Here is a 25,981-nt window from a genome sequence, read left to right on the forward strand (position 1 = left end):
ACCGCGCCCCCGGGTGGCCGAGCGCCGGCGGCACGATCAGCCCCGGGAGCCGGCGGATCACAGCGGCCGGTCGGCGATCAGGGCCGTGCCCACGGGGCGGAAGCCGAGCCGGGCGTAGAGGCGGGCCACGTCCTCGTCGCCCGCCGAGAGGAAGACCGTGCGGGCTCCGCGTTCCAGGGCGTCGGCGACCAGGGCGGCCGTCACCGCGAGGGCCAGGCCCTGGCGGCGGGCCGACGGGAGGGTGCCCACGCCGACCACCTCGGCGATGTCGCCGACCGGGATGTACTGGCCGGAGCATAGGACCGCGCCGTCGCGCACGGCCGCGGCCAGGGCGGTGCGGCCCGACTCGATCATTCCCGCGACCCGGATCCGGCGGCCTTCGGAGGCCGGATCCCGCTCCGCGGTCGCGAGCTCCGCCGGGCCCGCCGCGCCCACCGCCGTGCCGGGGGCGGCGAAGGCCAGCATCGGGACCGTCACGGCCGGGCGCAGCAGCGGGTCGGCCGCGCCGAGTACGCGTACGTCCGGATGCGCGGGGAGCCGTTCCGCCGCCGGGTCGAGGACCATCAGCGGATGCGCGTGCACGGTCAGCCCGGCGGCCTCCGCGGCGGCGCGCAGGGAGGGGGTGGTTTCGGCCACCCACTCGAAGGCCTCGGGGACCTTCAGCTCCCGCTGCCGGGCCAGCACCCGCTCGACGTCGGCCACCGTCACGCCAGCGGCGGAGGCGGCGCCGAGTGCGGGCCGCGCGTAGTACGGCCAGCCGTCGCTCTCCTGGACGAACAGGGTCAGCGGGCCGAAGTCCTCGGCCCGCGCCCCACCGTCCCGGGGCGCGGTGTCGTAGTAGCGCTCGAGCTCGGGCAGGCAGTCGGAAGAAGTGATCATCCGGCCATCCAAGCAACTTCGCGCTGGTCAGGCACCCTCTTTGAGGACGCGCGAGATCAGCGAGCGCTGCGCGTCCGACAGGTTGGGGTCCTGGCAGAGCACCGTCCGCCCGTCGATCGCGATCGTGTACGAGAATCCGTCCCGGATCCGGTCCGCCGGATCCCCCGGCGGGCCGGGCCGCAGGGCCTGCCGCGCCAGGTCCTGCCACTCTTCCTCGTCGGGCAGGCCGGAGGTGTCCACCTCGCCGCGCCGCTCGATCCCCGCGAAACCGCCCGTCCGCACCACCTGAATCCGCATGACGGCCCTTCTACCCCGCGCCCGTCGGCCCACGCCCGCCACCCCGCGCCCGCCACCCCGCGCCCGCCACCCCGCGCCCGCTACCCCAGGCCGACCGCCGACCACGCCTTCTGCAGGGCCTGGTGCTCCGCGCCGCCGTCGCCGTACCGGGTGACGGCCGCGGCGGTCGTCAGGGCGGCGAACCGGGCGAAGTCCGCCTTCGGGCCCAGCTCCCCGCCGGTCAGGGTGTCGTACCAGATCCGCCCGGCCCGCTCCCAGGCCTTGCCGCCGAGCTCGGTGGCCACCAGGTAGAAGGCGTGGTTGGGGATGCCGGAGTTGATGTGCACCCCGCCGTTGTCGCGGGAGGTGCGGACGTAGTCGTCCATCGTGGCGGGCTGCGGGTCCTTGCCCAGCTCGTCGTCCTCGTACGCCGTGCCGGGCGCCTTCATCGACCGCAGGGCGAAGCCGCTGTCCACGGAGGGGCCGAGGAGCCCGGCGCCGATCAGCCAGTCGGCGTCCCCGGCGGTCTGGTCCAGCGTGTACTGCTTGATGAGGGAGCCGAAGACGTCGGACACGGACTCGTTGAGCGCGCCGGACTGGCCGTAGTACTCCAGGTCTGCGGTGTGCTGGGTGACCCCGTGGGCCAGCTCGTGTCCGATGACGTCCACGGACACGGTGAAGTCGAGGAAGAGGTCGCCGTCGCCGTCGCCGAACACCATCTGGCTGCCGTCCCAGAAGGCGTTGTTGTACAACCGGTCGTAGTGGACGCTGGCGTCCAGCGGCAGGCCGGCATCGTCGATGGAGTGGCGGCCGAAGGCCTTGAAGAAGAGCTCGAAGGTGGCTCCGAGTCCGGCGTAGGCGCGGTTGACGCTGGCGTCCTGGCCGGCGTCCTCGCCCTCGCCGCGGACCTTCTTCCCGGGCAGCCGGGTCCGGTGCTCGGCGTCGTAGACGGTCCGCTCGGAGGTCTCGGACGGAGTCCCCCCGGCGGGCGGGAGCACCGCCATCAGGCGCCGCACCCGGTGGGAGGCGTCCAGTTCGAGGGTCCGCCGCGCGGCGGCGGCCCGGGCGGGGTCCCCGGACCGGGCGATCTCGTCCAGGAGGTGCGGCGGCACCACGGTGCAGAAGACGGGGCGACGGGGCGTGAGGAAGGCATCCATGCCCGGCAATGTGGCAGTGCGTGATGTCACTGTCACTAGCTGCGACCATGATTCATTCGCTCGTCTGAAAGCGTTGGCGCCGCATTGACGGATCCACCGGAGATCGGGCCGGGCCGGCGAGAGGTAAAGAGGCTTAGCTCACAAAGGGTGCAAAACGGACCTGCGGGTCTTGCATACTGAAACAGGTCCCGCATTACGGGGCGGCTCGGTTAGGCTCGGCCCATCATGCGTTTCGGGCTGCTCCTCCTTAGCTGCCGCGGCGAGGGCCTGTAGTCGTAGGCCGACCCCCTCCCCGCGGAGTTTGGTGTTGCGGTTTTGCGACCGTCCGTCGGCCGTCCCAGCGAACTACACGCGAGGAGCCCTACGCCATGAGCCAGCACACTTTTGTCGGTCGCCCCACGCCCATCACGAACGCGACCCACACCCAGAAGCCCTCCGGGATGCCCATCCACAAGTACGGCTCGTACGAGCAGGTGGACATCCCCGACCGCACCTGGCCCGAGGCCCGCGTCACCAAGGCGCCCCGCTGGCTGTCCACGGACCTGCGCGACGGCAACCAGTCGCTGATCGACCCGATGACCCCCGCCCGCAAGCGCGAGATGTTCGACCTGCTGGTGCGCATGGGCTACAAGGAGATCGAGGTCGGCTTCCCGTCCTCCGGTGAGACCGACTTCAACTTCGTGCGCTCCATCATCGAAGAGGGCGCGATCCCGGACGACGTGACCATCTCCGTACTGACCCAGGCCCGCGAGGACCTGATCGAGCGGACCGTGGAGTCCCTGGTCGGCGCCAAGCGCGCCACCGTGCACCTGTACAACGCGACCGCGCCCACCTTCCGCCGGGTCGTCTTCCGCGGCTCCAAGGAGCAGATCAAGCAGATCGCCGTCGACGGCACCCGCCTGGTCATGGAGTACGCCGACAAGCTGCTCGGCGCCGACACCGTCTTCGGCTACCAGTACAGCCCGGAGATCTTCACCGACACCGAGCTGGACTTCGCCCTGGAGGTCTGCGAGGCCGTCTGTGACGTGTGGCAGCCGTCCGAGGGCCGCGAGATCATCCTGAACCTGCCCGCCACCGTGGAGCGCTCGACGCCCTCCACCCACGCGGACCGCTTCGAGTGGATGGCCCGCAACCTGACCCGCCGCGCGCACATCTGCATCTCCGTGCACCCGCACAACGACCGCGGCACCGCCGTGGCGGCCGCCGAGCTGGCCCTGATGGCCGGCGCCGACCGCATCGAGGGCTGCCTGTTCGGGCAGGGCGAGCGCACCGGCAACGTCGACCTGATCACGCTGGGCATGAACCTGTTCTCCCAGGGCATCGACCCGCAGATCGACTTCTCGCAGATCGACGAGATCCGTCGCACCAGCGAGTACTGCAACCAGATGGAAGTCCACCCGCGCCACCCCTACGCGGGCGACCTCGTCTACACCGCCTTCTCCGGCTCCCATCAGGACGCCATCAAGAAGGGCTTCGACGCCATGGAGGCCGACGCGGCCGCCAAGGGCGTCACCGTCGACGACATCGAGTGGGCCGTCCCGTACCTGCCGATCGACCCGAAGGACGTCGGCCGCTCCTACGAGGCGGTCATCCGGGTCAACTCGCAGTCCGGCAAGGGCGGCATCGCGTACGTCCTGAAGAACGACCACAAGCTGGACCTGCCGCGCCGCATGCAGATCGAGTTCTCGCGGATCATCCAGGCCAAGACCGACTCCGAGGGCGGCGAGGTCACCCCGACCGCGATCTGGAACGTCTTCCAGGACGAGTACCTGCCCAACCCCGAGAACCCGTGGGGTCGGATCCAGCTGCGCTCCGGCTCGACCGCCACCGACAAGGACGGCACCGACACGCTGACCGTCGAGGCGGTCGTGGACGGCGTCGAGGCGGTGCTGGACGGCACCGGCAACGGTCCGATCTCGGCCTTCTTCGACGCGCTGGCCGGCATCGGCATCGACGCCCGCCTGCTGGACTACACCGAGCACACGATGAGCGAGGGCGCCTCCGCCGTCGCCGCCTCGTACATCGAGTGCGCGATCGACGGCCGCGTCCTGTGGGGCATCGGCATCGACGCGAACACCACCCGCGCCTCCCTGAAGGCGGTCATCTCCGCCGTCAACCGCGCGGGCCGCTGACCGTTCGTCCGTGAACCCCGCTCCTCCTCCCGGAGGGGCGGGGTTCCGCCGTTCCGGCCCCGGTCACCGGACGGGACTTCTCGTTCATGCGGCCGAGGGCGGGGAAGCCGGGGGGCGGCCGTGGGCGACGGGCGCGCAGGTGGGGCCGGGTCCGGGGCCGAATTCGGGCAGGGGCGCAGATCGGCCAAGTACGGGGGTCGGGCGATGTTGTCTTGTCACACGGCTGACGCATCCTCACCGATGTGGCTAACATCACGCCAACCCGGCGATGTTGCCGGAAGGTTACGGAGGTGCGACGTGCTGCCAGTTCGGGGTGGGGACGGCCGGAAGCTGACGGTCTGGGGTATCCGCACCACCTGGAGCACCGTGGGTGACGGGGAGTTCTTCTGCCCCGACTGCGGTGGCGACCGCAACTACCGCCGGCGCACGGGGCGCCGCCGGTTCACCGTCCTGGGCGTGCCGCTGCTGCCCCGCGGGCAGGCGGGTCCCGTCGTCGAGTGCCAGGGCTGCCGCGAGCGCTTCGGCACCGAGGTCCTGGACCACCTCACCACCACCCGTTTCTCCGCGCTGCTGCGCGACGCCGTGCACACCGTGACCCTGGCCGTGCTGGCCGCCGGGGGGACGGCCTCGCGCAGCGCGCTGGAGGCGGCCGTGGGCGCCGTACGGTCCGCCGGGTTCCAGGACTGCTCCGAGGAGCAGCTGGAGTCCCTGGTCGAGGGACTGGCCGCCGAGGAGGGCAGGCTCGGGCTCTACGACGGCCCCGACTGCTACGGCGCCGCGCTCTCGATCGAACTGCACGAGGTCCTGGAACCGCTGGCCCCGCACCTGGCCGGCCCGGGCCGCGAATCGATCCTGCTGCAGGGCGCGCGCGTGGCTTTGGCCGACGGCCCGTACATCCCCGCGGAGCGCGAGGTGCTGGCCACCGTGGGCGCGGCGCTGCGGATGGACGCGGACGAGGTCGCGCGGCTGCTGTCGGCGGTCCGGGCGCCGTAGCGGCCCGGAGCCGGTCCCGTCCCGTCCGCCCCCTCCCGTACGGGGTCCCGCGCGACCCCCGGTCCCCGCCCCCTCGCCGTGACCGCGCCGGCGCTTTCGGGCGCGGCCGCGGTCGCGTCTCACGGTGTGGGCGAAAACCGCACATTCCGAGGTAACGATCGGGCCTCGCGGCCCCGATCCGGAGATCCTTCCGCGTGCCGTGAACCGCGGAGGCGTGTCATCCGTACGGAGTGTTTCCACCAGGTGGACGGGCGGAGCGGGGGCTTCATCTTTGCGTGGCCGAACGGCTCGTGAGGTGTGAACCCGCACGTCATCGCATACGGCCTTCGCGTTCGCGCAGCGGGAAGCGGCCATTCTGTGAAGCGTTGGCCATAGTCGACGCCGGGGGTCTCCACCACTGGAGGAACCTCCAGATCCCGCACCGCCCCCGGTCAACATTTTGTAGAAGTCGACGATATCTGTGAGCGGCCCCACAGGCGTTCAATTCCGGTCACACGAGGAGACGCCGCCGGTAACACCGCGGAGCTTCGATTCGCGTGGACGTACTGATCTCCCTGTCGGATCAACGGGCTAACGACCCACTTCGGCCAGGGACAACCAGCTTCCTCCAGCTTCCTCCAGCTTCCTCTCAGTTACCTACCTCATTGAAGGGCAAGGCAGAGATGGCACGTGTCGCCGCACCGCTTTCCGCCACCGGAAAGCAGAGCACGCACCCGGTCGACGAGGTGCTCCCCCTCCCCAAGCTCGCGCTGTACGGCTTCCAGCACGTACTCGCGTTCTACGCCGGTGCGGTGATCGTTCCGATCATCGTCGGTGGCGCCCTCGGGCTCTCCGCCGAGCAGCTGGTCTACCTGATCAATGCCGACCTCCTCACCTGCGGTATCGCCTCGATCATCCAGGCGTGGGGCATCGGCAGGATCGGGGCGCGGCTGCCCCTGATCCAGGGCGTCACCTTCACGGCGGTGTCCCCGATGATCGCCATAGGTCTCGGAGCGGGCGGCGGGACGGCGGGCCTCCTCGTCATCTACGGCGCGGTCATCACGGCCGGCATCGCCACCTTCGCCTTCGCCTGGCTGCCTCCCAAGGCCTTCCGCGTGATCATGCGGCTCTTCCCGCCGGTCGTCACCGGCACGGTGATCACCGTCCTCGGCATCGTGCTGATCCCGGTCGGCCTGAACGACGCCGCGGGCGGCCTCGGCAGCCCCGACTTCGGTGACCCGAAGCACTTCGCCTACGCCGGCGGCACGATGCTCTTCATCCTCATCCTGATGAAGCTCGGCAGGCCCTTCCTCAACAGCATCTCCATCCTGCTCGGCCTCGTCGGCGGCACCGCCGTCGCCTTCCTGCTCGGCGACGCCAAGTTCGGCAACGTCAGCAACTCGGACTGGATCGGCATCACCACGCCGTTCTACTACGGTGCGCCGAAGTTCGAGTGGTTCCCGATCGTGCTGATGCTCATCGTCATGCTGATCACCATGGTCGAGACCACCGGCGACACCTACGCCGTCGGTGACATCGTCGGCAAGGAGATCGACAGCGAGACCGTGGCCCGCGCCCTGCGTGCCGACGGCGCCGCGACCGCCCTCGGCGGTGTCCTGAACTCCTTCCCGTACGTGGCCTTCGCGGAGAACGTCGGCCTGGTCCGCATGACCAAGGTCAAGAGCCGCTTCGTCGTGGTCGCCGCGGGTGTCTTCATGATCGTGCTCGGCCTGCTCCCCAAGGCCGCCGCGATCGTCGCCGCCGTCCCGCACGGAGTGCTCGGCGGGGCCGCGACCGTGATGTTCGCGATGGTCGCCCTGGCGGGCATCCAGACCCTGGCCAAGGTCGACCTCAAGGAGGAGAAGAACGCGCTCATCGTGGGTGTCTCCCTGGCCTTCGCGCTGCTCCCCGCCACCGTCCCGGTGCTCTTCAAGGACCACATGGACGCGGACCTCTCCTCGCTCCTCAACAGCGGTGTGACGCTCGGTGCCACGGCCGCGATCGTCCTGAACCTGATCTTCAACGGTCTGGGCAAGGACGGTGCGCACGACGCCCCGCCGGCCGACGCCCCGCTGGCCGACTCCCTGCTGGCCGACGCCCCTGCGGACGCCTCCCCGGCGGCGGCCGGCGGGTCCACGGCAGCCGTCCCGGCCCAGTCGGGCGAGGGCGAGCCCGCCCCCGCACCGACCGCCTGATCCTCCCAAGGGGTGTCCCCCGCCGGGCCTCGTGCCCGGCGGGGGACGCTGCCGTTCGGGAGCCCGGCTGCCGTTCGGGAGCCCGCTGCCGTTCGGGGAGGCGGTCCTGTCGGTGGCGTACGGGACAATGGGCCCATGAGTCTGTTCCGCGACGACGGCATCGTGCTGCGCACCCAGAAGCTGGGTGAGGCGGACCGCATCATCACGCTCCTGACCCGGGGCCACGGCCGGGTCCGGGCCGTCGCCCGCGGCGTCCGGCGGACGAAGTCCAAGTTCGGCGCCGGGCTGGAACCTTTCTCCCACGCCGACGTGCAGTTCTTCTCGCGCAGCGGCGAACTGATCGGCCGCAGCCTCCCGCTCTGCACGCAGACCCAGATCATCGCTCCGTACGGCAACGGCATCGCCACCGACTACGCCCGCTACACCGCCGGCACCGCGATGCTGGAGACCGCCGAGCGGTTCACCGACCACGAGGGCGAGCCCGCCGTACAGCAGTACCTGCTGCTCGTCGGCGCCCTGCGCACCCTCTCGCGCGGCGAACACGCCCCCAACCTCATCCTCGACGCCTTCCTGTTGCGCTCCCTCGCCGTCAACGGCTACGCGCCCAGCTTCGACGACTGCGCGAAGTGCGGGATCCACGGCCCCAACCGGCACTTCTCCGTCGCCGCGGGCGGAGTCATATGCGGCGACTGCCGCGTCCCCGGCAGCGTCGTACCCTCGTCGGAGGCCATCGCCCTGCTCAGCGCCCTGCTGACGGGCGACTGGGGACATGCCGACGCGTGCGAGGCGCGTCACGTGCGGGAGGGCAGCGGGCTGGTCTCGGCCTACTTGCACTGGCATCTGGAGCGCGGGCTACGCTCGCTGCGGTACGTCGAGAAATAGGAGCTGGGCACATGGCACGACGCGGGATTCTGGGACGCTCTCGCCGCGAGTACAAGGTTCCCGAGCCGCACCCCTCCGGTGAGCGCCCGCCGAAGATCCCCGGCGAGCTCGTCCCGAACCACGTCGCGATCGTCATGGACGGCAACGGCCGCTGGGCCAAGGAGCGCGGACTGCCGCGCACCGAGGGCCACAAGGTGGGCGAGGGCGTCGTACTCGACGTGCTCAAGGGCTGCCTGGAGATGGGCGTCAAGAACCTCTCCCTGTACGCCTTCTCGACGGAGAACTGGAAGCGCTCGCCCGACGAGGTGCGCTTCCTCATGAACTTCAACCGCGACGTCATCCGGCGCCGCCGCGACGAGATGAACGAGCTGGGTATCCGGATCCGCTGGGTCGGCCGCATGCCGAAGATGTGGAAGTCGGTCGTCCAGGAGCTCCAGGTCGCACAGGAGCAGACCGTCGACAACGACGCGATGACCCTCTACTTCTGCGTCAACTACGGCGGCCGCGCCGAGATCGCGGACGCGGCCCAGGCGATCGCGCGCGATGTCGCGGCGGGGAAGCTGGACCCGTCGAAGGTCAACGAGAAGACCTTCGCGAAGTACATCTACTACCCGGACATGCCGGACGTGGACCTCTTCCTGCGCCCGAGCGGCGAGCAGCGCACCTCCAACTACCTGCTCTGGCAGAGCGCGTACGCCGAGATGGTGTTCCAGGACGTCCTGTGGCCCGACTTCGACCGCCGCAACCTGTGGCAGGCCTGCTACGAGTACGCCCAGCGCGACCGCCGCTTCGGCGGTGCCGTCCCGAACCAGGGGGAGGCCGCCACCGGCTGAGTCCGGGCCGCCACTAGGATCCGCTGTCATGGACACGAACGGGGTACCGGCGGTGGACGCGAACGTACGGCTCGTCTACCGGGCCACGACGGCGGATCTCACCGAGGCGGTTCTGGCGCGGAACAGCAGGACGCCGGCCGGGCGGCGCAGGAAGTGGGTCTACACGGCTCTCGCGGCGCCGTTCCTGGCGCTGAGCGTGCTGTTCGCCCTGTGGGGCGACGGCGTCCGGCCGGTCTCGATCGGGCTGGCAGCGGGCGCCCTCAGCGTTCCCGTGACGGCGCTGGTCTTCCCCCGGCTCCAGGCGCGGGCCTACGCTGGGCTGCTGGAGAAGACGGGGGAGATACGGGCCGCCGTGGACGACAGCGGGGTCCGGGTGACCACCGCGGACACCGAGACCAGCATCGGCTGGACGGCGCAACCCTCGTACACGGAGACGGACGGGTTGTTCGTCATGCTGAGCGCCGACAAGCAGTCGGTCGGCATGACGGTCCTGCCCAAGCGGGGAGTCCGCGATCCGGCCGACATCGACCGGCTCCGGAACATCCTGGACCGGAACCTGACGCGTCTCTGAGACCGCTTAGGCGGCGGCCGCCGCGCAGTCCGCGCAGGTGCCGAAGATCTCCACCGTGTGGGCGACGTTCACGAAGCCGTGCTCCGCCGCGATGGTCTCCGCCCACTTCTCCACCGCCGGACCCTCCACCTCGACGGCCTTGCCGCACTTGCGGCAGACCAGGTGGTGGTGGTGGTCCCCGGTGGAGCAGCGCCGGTAGACGGACTCGCCGTCACTGGTGCGCAGCACGTCCACCTCGCCCGCGTCCGCGAGGGACTGCAAGGTGCGGTAGACGGTGGTCAGACCCACGGAATCACCGCGGTGCTTGAGCATGTCGTGGAGTTCCTGGGCACTGCGGAACTCGTCCACCTCGTCCAGCGCCGCCGCTACGGCGGCCCGCTGTCGGGTGGATCGTCCTCGTACTGGCGCGGTACTCATCTCGCCAGGCGCAGTCGCCACCGGTTCCTCCTCGTTTCGGTCTCGGCCCATTGTGCCAGGCGGCCGACTGCCCGAACCCGTCACACCTTTACGTCGTCCCGCGTACAGACTTCCTCGGCGGCGCGGGCGGCCCTGGCCCGGCGCCGGGCCAGGGGGGTGGACACGGCCGTCATGACGACGAACACGGCGATGGCGAGGAGCACGATGGCGCCACCGGAGGGTGCGTCGACGTAGTAGGTCGTGGCCGTGCCGGAGAGCGAGACCAGGACGCCGATCAGCATGGCCAGGCTCAGGGTGGCGGTGAAGCCCCGGGTGACGCGCTGGGCGGCGGCGACGGGGATCACCATCATGGCGCTGACCAGCAGCAGGCCGACGATGCGCATCGCGACGGTGACGGTGACGGCGGCGGTGACCGCCATCAGCAGGTTCAGGAAGCGCACCGGCAGGCCGGTGACCCGGGCGAACTCCTCGTCCTGGCAGACCGCGAAGAGCTGGCGGCGCAGGCCGACAGTGACCGCGATGACGAACACGGCGAGGACCACCGCGGTGGCGGTGTCCTCGGTCGAGACGGTCGTGATGGACCCGAACAGGTAGCTGGTCAGATTGGCCGTGGAGCCGCCTGGGGCCAGGTTGATGATCATGACGCCGCCGGCCATGCCGCCGTAGAAGAGCATGGCGAGCGCGATGTCCCCGCTGGTCTTGCCGCGGGAGCGGATCAGCTCCATGCCGACCGCGCCGATGACCGCGACCAGGGTGGCCATCCAGATCGGGCTCGTGTTGAGCAGGAAGCCGAGCGCGACACCGGTCATGGCCACGTGCCCGATGCCGTCGCCCATGATGGCCTGGCGGCGCTGCACGAGGTACGTGCCGATCGCGGGGGCCGTGATGCCGACGAGGGCGGCGGCGATGAGGGCCCGCTGCATGAAGGCGTAGTCGAGGAGGTCCATCAGCTCAGCAGTCCCGTCCGGAGGGGCTCGGCGTCGTGCGCGGAGTGCGGGTGTACGTGGTCGTGGCCGGGCAGCGCGTGCTGGCCCAGGGCCTCCGGGGGCGGGCCGTCGTGCGTGACGCAGCCGTCGCGCAGGACGACGGCGCGGTCGATGAGCGGCTCCAGCGGGCCCAGCTCGTGCAGGACCAGCAGCACGGTGGTGCCGGCGGCGACCTGGCTGCGCAGGGCGTTCGCGAGGACCTCCTGGTTGGCCAGGTCCACGCCGGCCATCGGCTCGTCCATGATCAGCAGTTCCGGTTCGCCGGCGAGCGCGCGGGCGATGAGCACCCGCTGGTGCTGGCCGCCGGAGAGCGCGTTCACGGAGGCGTCGGCGTGGGAGCCCATGTCGACCAGGTCCAGCGCGCGCTCCACGGCGGCCTTGTCGGCCTTGCGCAGGAACCCGAAGCGGGTCCGGGCGAGCCGGCCGGCGGAGACGACCTCGCGGACGGTGGCCGGGACCCCGCTGGCGGCGGTGGTGCGCTGGGGGACGTACCCGATGCGCGACCAGTCGCGGAAGCGCTTGAAGTCGGTGCCGAAGAGGGAGAGGGTGCCGCCGCTCAACGGGACCTGGCCCACCACGGCGCGGACGGCCGTGGACTTGCCGGAACCGTTGGCGCCGAGCAGGGCGACGACCTCACCGCTGCGCACGGTGAGGTCGATGCCGCGCAGCACGGGGCGCGAGCCGAGCGAGGCCGTGGCCCCGCGCAGGGATATGACGGGCTGGTCCAGGGCCTTTGTGGGCGTGGACTCCATGGCTCGCGCCTCCGATGCCGCTACTGCTGTTGCCATTACTTGGTGCCGAGTGCCTTCTGGAGGTTCTTCAGGTTGGCCCGCATGACCTCGAAGTAGTCAGCGCCCTGGGACTTGTCCGTGATTCCCTCCAGGGGATCCAGGACGTCGGTCTTCAGGCCGGCGTCCGTCGCGAGGGTCTTGGCCGTCTTGTCGCTGGCCAGGGTCTCGAAGAACACCGTCGACACATTGTCCTGCTTCGCGAGGGTCTGCAGCTCCTTCATCCGGGCCGGGCTCGGCTCGGACTCGGGGTCGACGCCGGAGATGCCCTCCTGGTCGAGGCCGTAGCGCTCGGCGAGGTAGCCGAAGGCGGAGTGGGTGGTGATGAAGGTCTTGGAGGCCGTGTTCTTCAGGCCGTCCTTGAACTCGGTGTCGAGCGCGCCCAGTTTGGCGACGAGGTCGTCGGTGTTCTTCTTGTAGTCCGCCGCGTGGTCGGGGTCGGACTTCTCCAGGGCCGCGCCGACGCCCTTGGCGATCTCCGCGTACTTGACCGGGTCGAGCCAGACGTGCGGGTCCTCGCCGGCTTCGCCGTGGCCGTCGCCCGCGCCCTCGCCCTCGGCGGCGTGCTCGTGGTCCTCGTGGCCGGAGGTGCCGTGCGCCTCCAGCGTGGTGAGGGTGCCGGCGTCGACGACGTTCTTCACGCCGGACTGGGCGACGGCCTTGTCCACGGCGGGCTGCAGCGTCTTGAGGTAGAGGACGACATCGGCCTCGCCGAGCTGCGCGGTCTGCTTCGGGGTGATCTCCAGGTCGTGCGGCTCGACCCCGGGCTTGGTGAGGGTGGCGACCTTCACGTGGTCCTTGCCGATCTGCTCGGCGAGGAACTGCATCGGATAGAACGACGCCATCACGTCGAGCTTGCCGTCCTCGGCTCCGGCGGCTCCGGCCGTGCCCGAGCAGGCGGTGAGGGCCGTGGCGGCGAGGGCAACGGCTCCGGCGAGGGCGGCGGTGGGTATGAGGCGTCGTCGTACGTTCATGACATCCATTTTCATCAAAGATGGAAACGATTGTCAAAAACCCTGGTGGGAGGGGTGCGGGGGGCCCGTGGAAGGGGGTCCCGATTTGAAAGGGGGGGTGCGGGCGCCGGTAACCTTGAGGCTTCGCCGTTCGTCCTCGTAAATGAAGAGAGCACCGTGGCCGCCGACAAGATCGAAACCATCGTCAGCCTGAGCAAGCGCCGTGGCTTCGTTTTCCCGTGCAGTGACATCTACGGCGGCTCCAAGGCCGCCTGGGATTACGGTCCGCTCGGTGTCGAGCTCAAGGAGAACATCAAGCGCCAGTGGTGGAAGGCGATGGTCACCGGGCGTGAGGACATCGTCGGCCTCGACTCCTCCGTGATCCTGGCCCCCGAGGTCTGGGTGGCCTCCGGTCACGTCGGCACCTTCTCGGACCCGCTGACCGAGTGCACCTCCTGTCACAAGCGCCACCGCGCCGACCACCTGGAAGAGGCGTACGAGGCCAAGCACGGCCGCGTGCCCGCCAACGGTCTGGCCGACATCAACTGCCCCAACTGCGGCGTGAAGGGCCAGTTCACCGAGCCCAAGCAGTTCTCCGGCATGCTGGAGACCCACCTCGGCCCGACCCAGGACACCGGCTCCAAGGCGTACCTGCGCCCCGAGACCGCCCAGGGCATCTTCACCAACTTCGCCCACGTGATGACCACCTCGCGCAAGAAGCCCCCCTTCGGCATCGCGCAGATGGGCAAGTCCTTCCGCAACGAGATCACCCCCGGCAACTTCATCTTCCGCACCCGCGAGTTCGAGCAGATGGAGATGGAGTTCTTCGTCAAGCCGGGCGAGGACGAGCAGTGGCAGGAGTACTGGATGCAGGAGCGGTGGAACTGGTACCGCGACCTCGGCATCCGCGAGGAGAACATCCGCTGGTACGACCACCCGAAGGAGAAGCTGTCCCACTACTCGAAGCGCACCGCCGACATCGAGTACCGCTTCAACTTCGGTGGCAATGAGTTCTCCGAGCTCGAAGGCGTCGCCAACCGCACCGACTTCGACCTCAAGGCGCACTCCGCCGCCTCCGGCTCGGAGCTCGTGTACTTCGACCAGGAGTCGAAGGAGAAGTACACCCCGTACGTCATCGAGCCGGCCGCCGGTGTCAACCGCGCGATGCTCGCCTTCATGCTCGACGCGTTCAACGAGGACGAGGCCCCCAACGCCAAGGGCGCCATGGAGAAGCGCACCGTGATGCGCTTCGACCCGCGCCTGGCCCCGGTCAAGGTCGCCGTCCTGCCGCTGTCCCGCAACGCGCAGCTGTCGCCGAAGGCCAAGGGCCTCGCCGCCGACCTGCGCAAGCACTGGAACATCGAGTTCGACGACGCGGGCGCCATCGGCCGCCGCTACCGCCGTCAGGACGAGATCGGCACGCCGTTCTGCGTCACCGTCGACTTCGACACCCTCGACGACAACGCGGTGACCGTGCGCGAGCGCGACACCATGAAGCAGGAGCGCGTCTCCCTGGACCAGATCCAGAGCTACCTCGGCAGCCGCCTGCTCGGCTGCTAGGTTCCGCCGCTGATGCGGCAGTGGCCCGGTGCGCAGCGCGCACCGGGCCACTGCCGTCTTCCGGGCCGGGTCCGGGGCGTCAGGCGCGCAGGCCCCGTACGACCAGGGCGGTGACCGCCTCGAACTCGGCGGTGATGGTCGGCGCCAGCCAGTCCGCCGCGTACTGCGGGTCGTGGAAGCGGCCGGTGGCATCGAACACCGCGCGCGCGGCGGCCGGTACGTCGGGCGCGCTGAGCGATCCCGCCGCGACCCCCTCGCCGATGATCCGGGAGAGCTGCCCGATCAGCTCGGTGATGTGGTGCTCCACCACGCCGCTGCTCTCGCCGAGCAGCACGATGTACGTCGCGAACAGCTCCGGGTCGTCACCCGCCTTGTGGCGCTTGGCCTCGAACAGGGCCTCCAGCCACGATTCCAGCTTGGAGGGGGCCGGCTCGGCCGGCGCCGAGGCGATCTCCTCGAGCATGACCACGCTCTTGGCGAGCCAGCGGTCCGTGACGGCCTCGCGCAGCGCGGCCTTCGACGGGAAGTGCCGGTACACGCTGCCGTGACTGACACCGAGGGCACGCGCCACGTCCACCACGGTCGCCTTGGTCGGGCCGAAGCGGCGCAGCACCTCCTCGGTGGTCTCGAGGATGCGCTCGGGGGTGAGGGGCTCGGCGGCTGCGGGTGGCATGAGTACGACCGTACAGCCGGATCAGTGCTCGCTGTCCAGATGGGCCATCTGGGCTGCCGGGTACCGGTCGCCCGCGGCCGCACCGGGCGGGACCGCGTCCTCGATGGCGGCGAGGTCGGCGGCGGTCAGGGTGACCTGGAGGGCGCCCAGGGCCTCGCCGAGCCGGTCCCGGCTGCGGGCGCCGACCAGCGGCACGATGTCCTCGCCCCGCGAGAGAACCCAGGCGATGGCCGTCTGGGCGACGCTCACGCCCTTCTCGTCGGCGACTTTGCGCAGGGCGTCGACCAGGTCGAGGTTCCGGTCGAGGTTGTCGCCCTGGAAGCGCGGGCTCATCCCGCGGAAATCACCCGGAGCCAGGGCCCGGTCGCGGGTGAAGTGGCCGCTGATCAGGCCGCGGGACAGCACGCCGTACGCCGTGACGCCGATGCCGAGCTCGCGGGCGGCCGGCAGGATCTCCTCCTCGATCCCGCGCGAGATCAGGGAGTACTCGATCTGGAGATCGGCGATCGGTGCCACGGCCGCGGCCCGGCGCAGGGTGTCCGCGCCGACCTCGGAGAGCCCGATGTGCCGGACGTGCCCGGCCGTGACGGCCTCGGCGATGGCGCCGACGGTCTCCTCGATCGGCACGTCGGGGTCCACGCGGGCGATGCGGTAGACGTCGATGTGGTCCCGGCCGAGCCGCTGGAGCGAATAGGCCAGGAAGTTCTTGACGGCCTCCGGCCGGCCGTCGTACCCGGTGAAGCCGCCCTCCACGGTGCGCAGGGCGCCGAACTTCACGCTGGTCAGCGCCTTCTCGCGGGCCGCGGCGGGGGCGGTGCGCAGGGCTTCGTTGATGAGGAGCTCGTTGTGCCCCATGCCGTAGAAGTCGCCGGTGTCCAGCAGGGTGACCCCGGCGTTGAGGGCGGCGTGGATGGTGGCGAGGGACTCGGCCCGGTCGGCCTCGCCGTACAGGGCGGACATCCCCATGCAGCCCAGGCCCAGGGGGAAGACGTCGGGGCCGGTCCTGCCGAGGGTGCGGGTGCCGGTCCCGGTCTGTGAGGCGCTCTGCGAGGTGCCGTGCGAGGTGCCGTGCGAGGTGCTCTGGTTCGTCGTCATGGAACGAGAATGGCATGACGGCTGACAGATTTCAATATCTGTCACTCGTTCGCGCAAGGAAGCCCCGTCCGCAAGGCGGACGGGGCTGGGGGAAGCGTCAGGCCGCCACGCGCAGGATCAGGGCGGCCGCGGCGACCAGCAGGAGGACGGCCGCGGGGGCGAAGGCGTAGTCCTTCGCGCGCAGGTGGGCGACGATCGCGCCGATGAAGTAGAGGGCCACGCCGACGGCGGCGGCGATGCCCAGCGGGGGCAGCCACAGGCCCGCGACCAGGCCTATCGCGCCGGCGGCCTTGAGGGCGGCCAGCCGGGGGAGCCAGGAGTCCGGCACCCCGACCTTCGCCATGCTCTCCGTGATCGCGGGGTTGCGCTGGAGCGTGAAGGTCGCGGACGCGGCGAGCGTGAGGGCGAGCAGTCCGGCGGCGACGGCATAGGCGATGAACATGAAGGGCTCCAACGATCGGCGATGTAGAACCATTGAATATCATCAACGATTATCCAGGCGCAATCATTTCCCGGTTGTTACGATGTGGACATGACGGCGCCTCAGGACCCCACGCACCCGCCGCAGCGGCTGGGCATGCTGCTGGCCTGGCACGGATCGGTCACCCAGACCCGCATGAAGCAGGCGCTCAGCGCCGCCGGACTCACCCCGCGCCACGCGATGACGCTGACGCACCTGGACGGCGGGCCCATCGGCCAGGGCGCGCTGGCCGAGCGGCTGGAGGTGGACCCGAGCGTGCTCGTCGGGATCCTCAACGACCTGGAGGGCGACGGGCTCGTCGAGCGCCGCCGGGACCCGGCCGACCGGCGCCGCCACAACGTCGCCATCACCGACGCGGGCACCGCGGCCCTCGCGAAGACGAACGCGGCCCTCGACGCGGTGGAACTCGGGCTCTTCGCCCGCCTCTCGGACCGGGACCAGGAGGCGCTGCGCGGCCTGTTGGACCGGATCGACTCGAGCAGCGAGGACTTCGCCTGCGGGGAGTAGGAGGCCAGGGCGGGCCGGAGGCTCAGGCGCTCAGGCGCTCAGGCGGGCACGTGAGCGCGCGCAGCGGCCCAACCCCCCCGGCTCATTGCCGCGGTGAGGCGCCCGTGCGCGCCGCGGGGCCGGACTGCGGCTCCAGTGCGCGGGCCGTGCGCAGGGCCGTCTCCCGGGCCCAGCTGCCGCTGGTGGCGAAGCCGACGCACAGGACGAGCAGTCCGCACACCGTGATGATCCACCAGGCCGGCCGGGCCGCGGACACGAAGTCGGCGGCGGAGCCGGACCCGCCGGTCATTCCGGCGGCCAGGACCGCGCCCACGATCGCCACGCCCAGCGCCCCGCCGGTCTGCCGGCTGGTGGAGGCCACCGCCGCGGCCACGCCGGCCTGGGCGCGCGGCATCCCGGAGACCGCGGTGTTGGTGATCGGCGCGTTCACCAGGCCGAACCCGATGCCGAAGAGCACGTACCCGCAGAACAGCATCGCCGTCGAGCTCTCGGCGGAGAAGGCGGCGAACAGCAGCCCGCTCGCCCCCATCGTCACGCCCGCGACCAGCAGCGGCAGTCGCGGTCCCCGGGTGGCGACGAGCCGTCCCGACACCGGCGCGCAGAGGAAGGCGAAGGCCGCCATCGGCAGCATGTACAGGCCGGCGTCCAGGGCGCCGAGGCCCCGTACGTCCTGGAGGTACAGGGTGTTCAGGAACAGGAACCCGGACAGCGCGGCGAAGGCGCTGACCGCGATCACGGTGGCCCCGCTGAAGGGGGCGCTACGGAAGAACCGCGGGTCGATCAGGGGCTCCGCCCGCCGCGACTCGTAGGCCAGCAGCCCGGCCAGGGACGAGGCGGCGACGAGCGCGCACCCCAGGATCAGCGGGGAGCGCAGTCCGGCGGCGGGGGCCTCGATGATCCCGAACGTGACCGAGCCGAGCAGCCCCATGATCAGCAGCTGCCCGACCGGGTCCGGGCGGCGCGGGTGGTCGGCCCGGGACTCCGGGATGTAGCGCAGGGTCAGGACGAGGGCGAGGAGGCCGACGGGGAGGTTGATCCAGAAGATCGACCGCCAGCCGACCGAGTCCACCAGCAGGCCGCCGATCAGCGGGCCCGCGGCCATGGAGATGCCGACGACCGCACCCCAGACGCCGATGGCGCGGGCGCGCTCCTTCGGCTCGGTGAACGTGTTGGTGATGATCGACATGGCGACCGGGTTGAGCATCGAGCCGCCGACGGCCTGGATCATCCGGAAGGCGATGAGCCAGCCCAGGCTGGGCGCGAGCGAGCAGAGCACCGAGCCGGCGGTGAAGAGCACGACGCCGGCCGTGAAGACCTTGCGGCGGCCGATCCGGTCCGCGGTGGAGCCGGCCAGCATCAGGAGCGAGGCCAGGACCAGCGTGTACGCGTCGATCGTCCACTGCATGCCGGCCACGGAGGCGTGCAGATCGCGGCGCATGGAGGGGAGGGCGACGTTCAGGACGGTGTTGTCGAGGCTGACGATGAGCAGGCTCATGCAGCAGATCGTCAGGATCAGCAGGCGCCGCCGCTGGGTCAGCTCGTCCATGGGGCCGATAGTACGCCTAACTAACGACATGCGATCAACGGCGCGGCTGAGCCACAATGGTGGGATGACCACGCTTCCCCCGCCTCTCGCGATCGGCCCGTACACCGTGCAGCCCCCGGTGGTGCTCGCGCCGATGGCCGGCATCACCAATGCCCCGTTCCGTACGCTGTGCCGCGAGTTCTCGGGCGGCAAGGGGCTGTTCGTGAGCGAGATGATCACGACCCGGGCCCTGGTCGAGCGCAACGAGAAGACCATGCAGCTGATCCACTTCGACGAGACCGAGAAGCCCCGCTCGATCCAGCTGTACGGAGTCGACCCCGCGACGGTCGGCAAGGCGGTCCGCATGATCGTCGAAGAGGACCGCGCCGACCACATCGACCTCAACTTCGGCTGCCCGGTGCCCAAGGTCACCCGCAAGGGTGGCGGCTCGGCCCTCCCGTACAAGCGCAACCTGCTGCGCGCGATCCTGCGCGAGGCCGTCGCGGGCGCCGGCGACCTGCCGGTGACCATGAAGATGCGCAAGGGCATCAACGACGACCACCTCACCTACCTCGACGCCGGCCGGATCGCCGTCGAGGAGGGCGTCACCGCCATAGCCCTGCACGGCCGCACCACCGCCCAGCACTACGGCGGCACCGCCGACTGGGAGGCCATCGCACGGCTCAAGGAGCACGTGCCGGAGATCCCGGTGCTCGGCAACGGAGACATCTGGTGCGCCGAGGACGCGCTGCGGATGGTCCGCGAGACCGGCTGCGACGGCGTGGTCGTGGGACGCGGCTGCCTGGGGCGGCCGTGGCTCTTCAACGACCTGGTCGCGGCCTTCGAGGGCCGGCCGGAGGACTTCCACAAGCCGACCCTGCGCGAGGTCGCGCGCACGATGCTGCGCCATGCCGAGCTGCTGGGGGAGTGGATCGGCGACGAGGCGCGCGGGGTGATCGACTTCCGTAAGCACGTGGCCTGGTACACCAAGGGCTTCTCGGTGGGCTCGGAGATGCGGCAGAAGCTCGCCGTGACCTCCTCCCTGGCCGAGCTGGATGCTCATCTGAGCGAGCTGGACTTGGATCAGCCCTGGCCGGACAGCGCGGACGGCCCGAGGGGCCGTACGTCCGGAAACAACCGGGTTGTCCTGCCCGAGGGCTGGCTGAACGATCCGTATGACTGCGCGGGCGTGAGCGAGGACGCCGAACTGGACACGTCCGGGGGCTGAGAAACAGGTGGCAAAACGTGCCGTCGGTGGCGTGACATACGCCACGCATGGGTGAGGTTTCGCTCAGATGAGCATATTGGTCACGGATAAGACTTTCAAAGGGTGGCACTGGGTGCCACCCTTTGTCCGTTCAACTCTTGAACGCAAATGGATCGATGATCGCTCATCCGAGCGCAAACAAGCCTCAGTGAGCACCTCACCCTTCGGGATCTGAAGGTTCTTCGTAGGTTTTGGCTACTCGTCAGTTACATTCGATTGGCTGGCACCCAGGTGGTTAAGGGCGCATGACGGCCAAGTGGACGTACCCATAAGCCTTCGATCTGGGTATGTTCCTGGCCGTCAGGGCAGCCACCGAGCCTCGAGGAGTCGAGACCCGTGTCGGAAAACAAAGATCAGAAGTTCGTCTACGACTTCACGGAGGGCAACCGCGACCTCAAGGACCTTCTCGGCGGCAAGGGTGCCAACCTCGCCGAGATGACCAACCTGGGTCTGCCGGTCCCTCCCGGCTTCACCATCACCACCGAGGCCTGCAAGGTCTACCTCGACAGCGGCGAGGCCCCGGCCGAGCTGCGCGAAGAGGTCAGCGCGCACCTCGCCGCCCTCGAGGCGAAGATGGGCAAGAAGCTCGGCCAGTCGGACGACCCGCTGCTGGTCTCCGTGCGTTCCGGCGCCAAGTTCTCGATGCCGGGCATGATGGACACGGTCCTCAACATCGGCCTCTCCGACGAGTCCGTCGCCGGCCTCGCCACCCAGGCCGGCAACGAGCGCTTCGCGTGGGACTCGTACCGCCGCCTGATCCAGATGTTCGGCAAGACCGTCCTGGACGTGGACGGCGAGCTGTTCGAGGAAGCCCTCGACGAGGCCAAGGCCGCCAAGAAGGTCACCGTCGACACCGACCTCGACGCCGCCGACCTCAAGAAGCTGGTCACCCGCTTCAAGAAGATCGTCGCCAAGCAGGCCGGCCGCGAGTTCCCGCAGGACGCCCGCGAGCAGCTCGACCTCGCCGTCGAAGCGGTCTTCAACTCCTGGAACACCGACCGCGCCAAGCTCTACCGCCGCCAGGAGCGCATCCCGAGCGACCTGGGCACCGCGGTCAACATCTGCTCCATGGTGTTCGGCAACCTCGGCCCCGACTCGGGCACCGGCGTCGCCTTCACCCGCGACCCGGCCACCGGCCACGCGGGCGTCTACGGCGACTACCTGCAGAACGCCCAGGGCGAGGACGTGGTCGCGGGCATCCGCAACACCGTGCCGCTCGCGGACCTGGAGACCATCGACAAGGTCTCGTACGACCAGCTCATGACGATCATGACGGCGTTGGAGAACCACTACAAGGATCTCTGCGACATCGAGTTCACCATCGAGCGCGGCCAGCTGTGGATGCTGCAGACCCGTGTCGGCAAGCGCACCGCCGGCGCCGCCTTCCGCATCGCCACCCAGCTCGTGGACCAGGGCCTCATCGACGAGGCCGAGGCCCTCCAGCGCGTCAACGGCGCGCAGCTGGCGCAGCTGATGTTCCCGCGCTTCGACGAGGGTGCCAAGACCACCCTGCTGGGCCGCGGCATCGCCGCCTCCCCGGGCGCGGCCGTCGGCAAGGCCGTCTTCGACTCCTACACGGCCGTCAAGTGGTCCCGCTCCGGCGAGAAGGTCATCCTGATCCGCCGCGAGACCAACCCGGACGACCTCGACGGCATGATCGCCTCCGAGGGCATCCTGACCTCGCGCGGCGGCAAGACCTCGCACGCCGCCGTCGTCGCCCGCGGCATGGGCAAGACCTGCGTCTGCGGCGCCGAGGACCTCGAGGTCGACACCAAGCGCCGCCGCATGACGGTCGGCGGAACGGTCGTCGAAGAGGGCGACGTCGTCTCCATCGACGGCTCCACCGGCAAGGTCTACCTCGGCGAGGTACCCGTCGTACCGTCCCCGGTCGTCGAGTACTTCGAGGGCCGCATGCACGCCGGCGCCGACGACGCCGACGAGCTGGTCGCGGCCGTGCACCGGATCATGGCCTACGCGGACCGCGTACGCCGCCTGCGGGTGCGCGCCAACGCCGACAACGCCGAGGACGCGCTGCGCGCCCGCCGCTTCGGCGCCCAGGGCATCGGCCTGTGCCGCACCGAGCACATGTTCCTCGGCGAGCGCCGCGAACTGGTGGAGCGGCTGATCCTCGCGGACACCGACGACGAGCGCGAGGAGGCACTCAGTGCCCTCCTGCCGCTCCAGAAGAAGGACTTCGTCGAGCTGTTCGAGGCGATGGACGGGCTGCCCGTCACCGTCCGCCTGCTCGACCCGCCGCTGCACGAGTTCCTGCCCGACATCACCGAGCTGTCGGTGCGCGTCGCCCTCGCCGAGTCCCGCAAGGACGCCAACGAGAACGACCTGCGCCTCCTCCAGGCCGTGCACAAGCTGCACGAGCAGAACCCGATGCTGGGTCTGCGCGGCGTCCGCCTCGGCCTGGTCATCCCCGGCCTGTTCAAGATGCAGGTCCGGGCGATCGCCGAAGCCGCGGCCGAGCGCAAGAACGCCAAGGGCGACCCGCGCGCCGAGATCATGGTCCCGCTCGTCGGCACCGTGCAGGAGCTGGAGATCGTCCGCGAGGAGGCCGACCAGGTCATCGCCGAGGTCGAGGCCGCCACCGGCACCGACCTCAAGCTGACCATCGGCACCATGATCGAGCTGCCCCGCGCCGCCCTCACCGCCGGTCAGATCGCCGAGGCCGCGCAGTTCTTCTCCTTCGGCACGAACGACCTGACCCAGACCGTGTGGGGCTTCTCCCGCGACGACGTCGAGGCCAGCTTCTTCACCGCCTACCTGGAGAAGGGCATCTTCGGGGTCTCGCCCTTCGAGACCATCGACCGCGACGGCGTCGGCACGCTGGTCCGCAGCGCCGTCGAGGCCGGCCGGGCCACCCGCCCCGACCTCAAGCTCGGTGTCTGCGGAGAGCACGGCGGCGACCCCGAGTCCGTCCACTTCTTCCACGAGGTCGGCCTGGACTACGTCTCCTGCTCGCCGTTCCGGATTCCGGTCGCGCGCCTGGAGGCCGGCCGCGCCGCCGCCGAGGCGAAGGGCAGCGACAGCCGCTGACCCCTCCGCGGCCCCGATGCCGGGGCCCCCACTGACCGCGCCTGCCCCCGGGTTCCCTGACGTCCGGTGGCAGGCGCGTCTATTTCCGCGGTGTTCCGAGGCGTTCCGGGGCGGTGTTCCCCGCTGTTCCCCGGCTTCCTCCGGCCCAGTATTGGTTCAATGTTGTTCCAGATGCCTTAACGGCAACAGGCGGTGGACGGATCCCCACCCGTCCACCGCCTGCCGCCAATCCGCCGGACACGTCGGCGCTTCCCGGTGCGACCGACCGCCAGGCCCCGCAAAGCCCCCCACGGCCTTCGCGGAGCGTTTCGGTCGCGCCGGAGTGTGCCCGGCGGAGTACAGGATTTCGGTTGTCACACCTTCGCCGAAAGGGGTTTCAACTGTGGCTGAAAGGCCATGGTGACCACGTGTGACGGCGTGCATACTCGAGGGGCGGGGGGATTGCGGTTGCACAGGTGGGGGTTCGGGTGCTGCGTATCCATTTCACTGGAGTGGACCTCGCGCGCGTAAGGATGGCAGGGCGTCCGGATGCGTTGTGGGAAACGATTCTTAGTTTTCACCGTTTAAGGGACCGGCGGGATACCCGGCTCTTCGGGGATTGGCGGGCGGAAACCCGCACCAGGTTGAATGGTGAAACACGACTTCTCGGTGCGCTGATACCGAGCCGCGGGTATTTCCCCGATTTCCTGACCCCCACGGAGGGGCAGTACGGGTGGGACGTGGGGCTCGACGCGCTGCGCGGGATCCGCCCCGAGCGGCTGCGCCGCGAGCTCACCCTGCTCGGGCGGGGCGTGGAGGCCGGCTCCGGCATGGCCGCGGCCTTCGGGATGCCGCCGACGGCGGGCGGGGGCGCGTACCGCGGCTCCGAGAGCCCGGTGCCCAGGCGGCTGCGGGACTTCATGGAGGGCGATACCGCGCACCTGCCCCGGCTGCTGGGGGAGCTGCGCGGGTACCACCGGGCGGCCGTGGAGCCGTACTGGAGCCACATCCAGGCGCAGATCGAGGCCGAGCGGGCCGCGCGGGGGCGGGCACTGCTCGACGGGGGAGCGGACGAGCTGCTGGCCTCGCTGCCGCCGATGCTGCGGTGGCGGGCGCCGGTGCTGGAGTGCGACTACCCGGTGGACCGGGACGTACGGCTCCGCGGGCGCGGGCTGCTGCTCCAGCCCTCCTTCTTCTGCCGGCGCACGGCCGTGACCCTGCACGATCCGGAGCTGGCGCCCGTGCTGGTGTATCCGGCGGCGGCCGAGCTCTCCTCCGCGCAGGCCGGCGGCGAGGCGGCCCGGCCGGCGGAGGAGCGGCGCAGGCACCGCCAGCACACCCTGGGCAAGCTCGTCGGGCACACCCGGTCGGTGGTGCTCGAGGCGATCGGGGACGGGGCCACCACGAGCGAGCTGGCGCGGCGGGCCGGGGTGTCGCTGGCCTCCGCGAGCCAGCACGCCGGGGTGATGCGGGAGGCCGGGCTGGTCACCACGCTGCGGCGCGGCAGCGCGGTGCTGCACACGGTGACGCCGCTGGGCGCCGCGCTGCTCAAGGGCGGGGCCGTGGTGTCGTGAACGGCGGCGCCCCGGCGGGTTCGCGACCCCGCCGGGGCGCCGCCGGATCCGGATCCGGCGCCGTCAGGGGTCAGGTGCGGAAGGGGCCCGTGACCTCGTAGGTGATGCCGCCCGTGGAGCTGCCGCTCGTGCCGCGCTGGCTGCTGAAGTAGAGGCGGTTGCCGGCGGGGGAGAACGCCGGACCGCAGATCTCCGAGGAGGACTGGCCGGTGACCCGCAGGAAGGGGGCGACCACGTCGTCCGGGGTGATCACGCAGATCTCCAGGTTGCCGCCGTCCTCGGCGACGTACAGGTCGCCGTACGAGGAGCCCGTGACGTTGTCGACGCCCGTCAGGGGGGCGCCGCCGCCGGAGACCAGGGAGTCGTCGTAGGCGAGCTCGTAGGTGCTGTTCGCGAGGTTGAGCTGCCAGACGCGGTTGTCGCCCTTGGTGGTGAACCAGACCGTGTCGTTGGCGTAGTGGCAGCCCTCGCCGCCGTTGAACTTCTTCGAGCCCGAGACCTGGGTGCGCGTGCTGGTCGGCGAGCCGTCCGGGTCGGGGACGTTGGCCCAGGTGAAGGAGCCCGAGGTGGCGGTGCCGGCCTTGAGGACCTGCAGGGTGCCGGAGGAGAGGTTGCCCCAGGTGGTGGGGATGAAGCGGTAGAAGCAACCGCTGGACTCGTCCTCGGTCAGGTAGATGACCTTGCGCACCGGGTCGGCGGCGGCGGCCTCGTGCTTGAAGCGGCCCATCGCGGGGCGCTGCACGGAGGCGTTCACCCCGTACGGGTCGGCCTCGTAGACGTAGCCGCGGTCCACCTCCTCGCAGGACAGCCAGGTGTTCCACGGGGTCTTGCCGCCGGCGCAGTTCTGCCGGGTGTTGGAGAGGATCCGGTACGCGCCGGTGACGGTGCCCGAGGAGTTGAACTTCACGGCGCTCGCACCGCCGGAGGGGTTGATCTCCGAGTTCGACACGTAGATCCAGCCCGTGCCGTCGGCGAAACAGGCGCCGCCGTCGGGGGCGCTGTGCCAGCTGTACGAGGTGCCGGGGACCGTCTGGCCGGAGCGGGCTATCACCCGGCTGCTGAAGCCGGCGGGCAGCATGATGCCGTTGGCGTCGGCGGCGCCGAGCGCCCCGTAAGGTCCGGCGCCGGGCTGGGCGGGGGCCGCGTAGGCCGCGCCGTGCATCAGCGTGCCGCCGAAGGCGGCGGCGGAGGAGCCGATGACGGCCCCGCGAAGGAAGGTACGACGTTCCACGGT

The 25,981-nt window shown here is 70.4% G+C and carries 23 protein-coding genes; 11 read left to right on the forward strand and 12 right to left on the reverse strand.

The genetic code is table 11. The annotated features are described in order from the left end of the window. Nucleotides 1-57 precede the first annotated feature (57 nt). The 3 genes from ACIQV3_RS16205 to ACIQV3_RS16215 form a co-directional block, all read right to left on the reverse strand. Nucleotides 58-879 (reverse strand): GNAT family N-acetyltransferase, encoded by an 822-nt coding sequence (locus tag ACIQV3_RS16205; protein ID WP_403713024.1) that lies wholly within the window; start codon nucleotides 877-879, stop codon nucleotides 58-60. A gap of 27 nt (nucleotides 880-906) precedes the next feature. Beyond that, entirely contained in the window at nucleotides 907-1,176 is a 270-nt protein-coding gene (locus ACIQV3_RS16210; protein ID WP_403713025.1) for a protealysin inhibitor emfourin, read from the reverse strand. An 80-nt stretch (nucleotides 1,177-1,256) separates the two neighbouring features. Next, nucleotides 1,257-2,312 (reverse strand): M4 family metallopeptidase, encoded by a 1,056-nt coding sequence (locus ACIQV3_RS16215; RefSeq protein ID WP_403713026.1) that lies wholly within the window; start codon nucleotides 2,310-2,312, stop codon nucleotides 1,257-1,259. A gap of 368 nt (nucleotides 2,313-2,680) precedes the next feature. Between ACIQV3_RS16215 and leuA the strand changes: the two genes are divergently transcribed. The 6 genes from leuA (at nucleotide 2,681) to ACIQV3_RS16245 (ending at nucleotide 9,897) form a co-directional block, all read left to right on the forward strand. Beyond that, nucleotides 2,681-4,444, forward strand: coding sequence for a 2-isopropylmalate synthase (gene leuA, locus ACIQV3_RS16220; RefSeq protein WP_403713027.1), 1,764 nt, complete (start codon nucleotides 2,681-2,683; stop codon nucleotides 4,442-4,444). A gap of 297 nt (nucleotides 4,445-4,741) precedes the next feature. Further along, the gene (locus ACIQV3_RS16225; protein ID WP_403713028.1) at nucleotides 4,742-5,437 is read left to right on the forward strand and encodes a TerB family tellurite resistance protein; all 696 of its coding nucleotides are present in this window, start codon (nucleotides 4,742-4,744) and stop codon (nucleotides 5,435-5,437) included. Nucleotides 5,438-6,099: 662 nt separating this feature from the next. Further along, the gene (locus tag ACIQV3_RS16230; protein WP_403713029.1) at nucleotides 6,100-7,611 is read left to right on the forward strand and encodes a nucleobase:cation symporter-2 family protein; all 1,512 of its coding nucleotides are present in this window, start codon (nucleotides 6,100-6,102) and stop codon (nucleotides 7,609-7,611) included. A 135-nt stretch (nucleotides 7,612-7,746) separates the two neighbouring features. Then, nucleotides 7,747-8,493, forward strand: coding sequence for a DNA repair protein RecO (recO, locus tag ACIQV3_RS16235; protein WP_403713030.1), 747 nt, complete (start codon nucleotides 7,747-7,749; stop codon nucleotides 8,491-8,493). 11 nt (nucleotides 8,494-8,504) lie between these two features. Beyond that, nucleotides 8,505-9,326, forward strand: coding sequence for an isoprenyl transferase (locus ACIQV3_RS16240; RefSeq protein WP_403713031.1), 822 nt, complete (start codon nucleotides 8,505-8,507; stop codon nucleotides 9,324-9,326). 28 nt (nucleotides 9,327-9,354) lie between these two features. Beyond that, nucleotides 9,355-9,897 carry a YcxB family protein gene (locus ACIQV3_RS16245; protein WP_403713032.1) on the forward strand — a complete coding sequence of 181 codons (543 nt, stop codon included), beginning with the start codon at nucleotides 9,355-9,357 and terminating at the stop codon, nucleotides 9,895-9,897. A 6-nt stretch (nucleotides 9,898-9,903) separates the two neighbouring features. On the opposite strand, the gene ACIQV3_RS16250 is transcribed toward ACIQV3_RS16245, so the two are convergent. From ACIQV3_RS16250 to ACIQV3_RS16265, 4 genes are read right to left on the reverse strand one after another with little or no spacing between them, the layout of a single operon-like run. Continuing rightward, a complete protein-coding gene (locus ACIQV3_RS16250; protein WP_403713033.1) occupies nucleotides 9,904-10,335 on the reverse strand; it encodes a Fur family transcriptional regulator in 432 nt (143 codons plus the stop codon). A 59-nt stretch (nucleotides 10,336-10,394) separates the two neighbouring features. Then, nucleotides 10,395-11,261 (reverse strand): metal ABC transporter permease, encoded by an 867-nt coding sequence (locus tag ACIQV3_RS16255; RefSeq protein WP_403713034.1) that lies wholly within the window; start codon nucleotides 11,259-11,261, stop codon nucleotides 10,395-10,397. Next, nucleotides 11,261-12,052: a metal ABC transporter ATP-binding protein gene (locus ACIQV3_RS16260; protein ID WP_403713035.1), complete on the reverse strand. Its 792-nt coding sequence runs from the start codon at nucleotides 12,050-12,052 to the stop codon at nucleotides 11,261-11,263. The genes ACIQV3_RS16255 and ACIQV3_RS16260 overlap by 1 nt, the downstream gene beginning before the upstream one ends. A 35-nt stretch (nucleotides 12,053-12,087) precedes the next feature. After that, nucleotides 12,088-13,062 carry a metal ABC transporter substrate-binding protein gene (locus ACIQV3_RS16265; protein ID WP_403713036.1) on the reverse strand — a complete coding sequence of 325 codons (975 nt, stop codon included), beginning with the start codon at nucleotides 13,060-13,062 and terminating at the stop codon, nucleotides 12,088-12,090. 156 nt (nucleotides 13,063-13,218) lie between these two features. On the opposite strand from ACIQV3_RS16265, the gene ACIQV3_RS16270 reads away from it, so the two are divergent. Next, nucleotides 13,219-14,601, forward strand: a complete 1,383-nt coding sequence (locus ACIQV3_RS16270) for a glycine--tRNA ligase (RefSeq protein ID WP_403713037.1) — start codon at nucleotides 13,219-13,221, stop codon at nucleotides 14,599-14,601. A 79-nt stretch (nucleotides 14,602-14,680) separates the two neighbouring features. Here ACIQV3_RS16270 and ACIQV3_RS16275 read toward each other — a convergent pair whose 3' ends face one another. The 3 genes from ACIQV3_RS16275 to ACIQV3_RS16285 form a co-directional block, all read right to left on the reverse strand. After that, nucleotides 14,681-15,274: a TetR family transcriptional regulator gene (locus tag ACIQV3_RS16275; RefSeq protein WP_403713038.1), complete on the reverse strand. Its 594-nt coding sequence runs from the start codon at nucleotides 15,272-15,274 to the stop codon at nucleotides 14,681-14,683. A 21-nt stretch (nucleotides 15,275-15,295) separates the two neighbouring features. Beyond that, nucleotides 15,296-16,369, reverse strand: a complete 1,074-nt coding sequence (locus ACIQV3_RS16280) for an aldo/keto reductase (protein ID WP_403713039.1) — start codon at nucleotides 16,367-16,369, stop codon at nucleotides 15,296-15,298. Nucleotides 16,370-16,466: 97 nt separating this feature from the next. Continuing rightward, nucleotides 16,467-16,811, reverse strand: a complete 345-nt coding sequence (locus ACIQV3_RS16285) for a DoxX family protein (RefSeq protein ID WP_403713040.1) — start codon at nucleotides 16,809-16,811, stop codon at nucleotides 16,467-16,469. A gap of 90 nt (nucleotides 16,812-16,901) precedes the next feature. Here ACIQV3_RS16285 and ACIQV3_RS16290 point away from each other — a divergent pair, with 90 nt between their 5' ends. Further along, the gene (locus ACIQV3_RS16290) at nucleotides 16,902-17,357 is read left to right on the forward strand and encodes a MarR family winged helix-turn-helix transcriptional regulator (RefSeq protein ID WP_403713041.1); all 456 of its coding nucleotides are present in this window, start codon (nucleotides 16,902-16,904) and stop codon (nucleotides 17,355-17,357) included. 82 nt (nucleotides 17,358-17,439) lie between these two features. Here ACIQV3_RS16290 and ACIQV3_RS16295 read toward each other — a convergent pair whose 3' ends face one another. After that, nucleotides 17,440-18,903 carry an MFS transporter gene (locus tag ACIQV3_RS16295; RefSeq protein ID WP_403713042.1) on the reverse strand — a complete coding sequence of 488 codons (1,464 nt, stop codon included), beginning with the start codon at nucleotides 18,901-18,903 and terminating at the stop codon, nucleotides 17,440-17,442. 64 nt (nucleotides 18,904-18,967) lie between these two features. Here ACIQV3_RS16295 and dusB point away from each other — a divergent pair, with 64 nt between their 5' ends. The 3 genes from dusB to ACIQV3_RS16310 all read left to right on the forward strand — a co-directional run bounded on the left by dusB (nucleotide 18,968) and on the right by ACIQV3_RS16310 (nucleotide 24,747). Next, complete coding sequence (dusB, locus tag ACIQV3_RS16300; RefSeq protein WP_403713044.1) at nucleotides 18,968-20,110, forward strand: tRNA dihydrouridine synthase DusB; 1,143 nt, start codon at nucleotides 18,968-18,970, stop codon at nucleotides 20,108-20,110. Nucleotides 20,111-20,485: 375 nt separating this feature from the next. Beyond that, nucleotides 20,486-23,194 carry a pyruvate, phosphate dikinase gene (ppdK, locus tag ACIQV3_RS16305; RefSeq protein WP_403713046.1) on the forward strand — a complete coding sequence of 903 codons (2,709 nt, stop codon included), beginning with the start codon at nucleotides 20,486-20,488 and terminating at the stop codon, nucleotides 23,192-23,194. Between the two features lie 467 nt (nucleotides 23,195-23,661). After that, the gene (locus ACIQV3_RS16310) at nucleotides 23,662-24,747 is read left to right on the forward strand and encodes a helix-turn-helix domain-containing protein (protein WP_403713047.1); all 1,086 of its coding nucleotides are present in this window, start codon (nucleotides 23,662-23,664) and stop codon (nucleotides 24,745-24,747) included. A gap of 70 nt (nucleotides 24,748-24,817) precedes the next feature. Here the strand turns inward: ACIQV3_RS16310 and ACIQV3_RS16315 are convergent, their stop codons facing one another. Continuing rightward, entirely contained in the window at nucleotides 24,818-25,978 is a 1,161-nt protein-coding gene (locus tag ACIQV3_RS16315; protein WP_403713048.1) for an alkaline phosphatase PhoX, read from the reverse strand. Nucleotides 25,979-25,981 lie beyond the last annotated feature (3 nt).

Source organism: Streptomyces sp. NPDC099050 (assembly GCF_044759865.1).
Classification (GTDB): Bacteria; Actinomycetota; Actinomycetes; order Streptomycetales; family Streptomycetaceae; genus Streptomyces.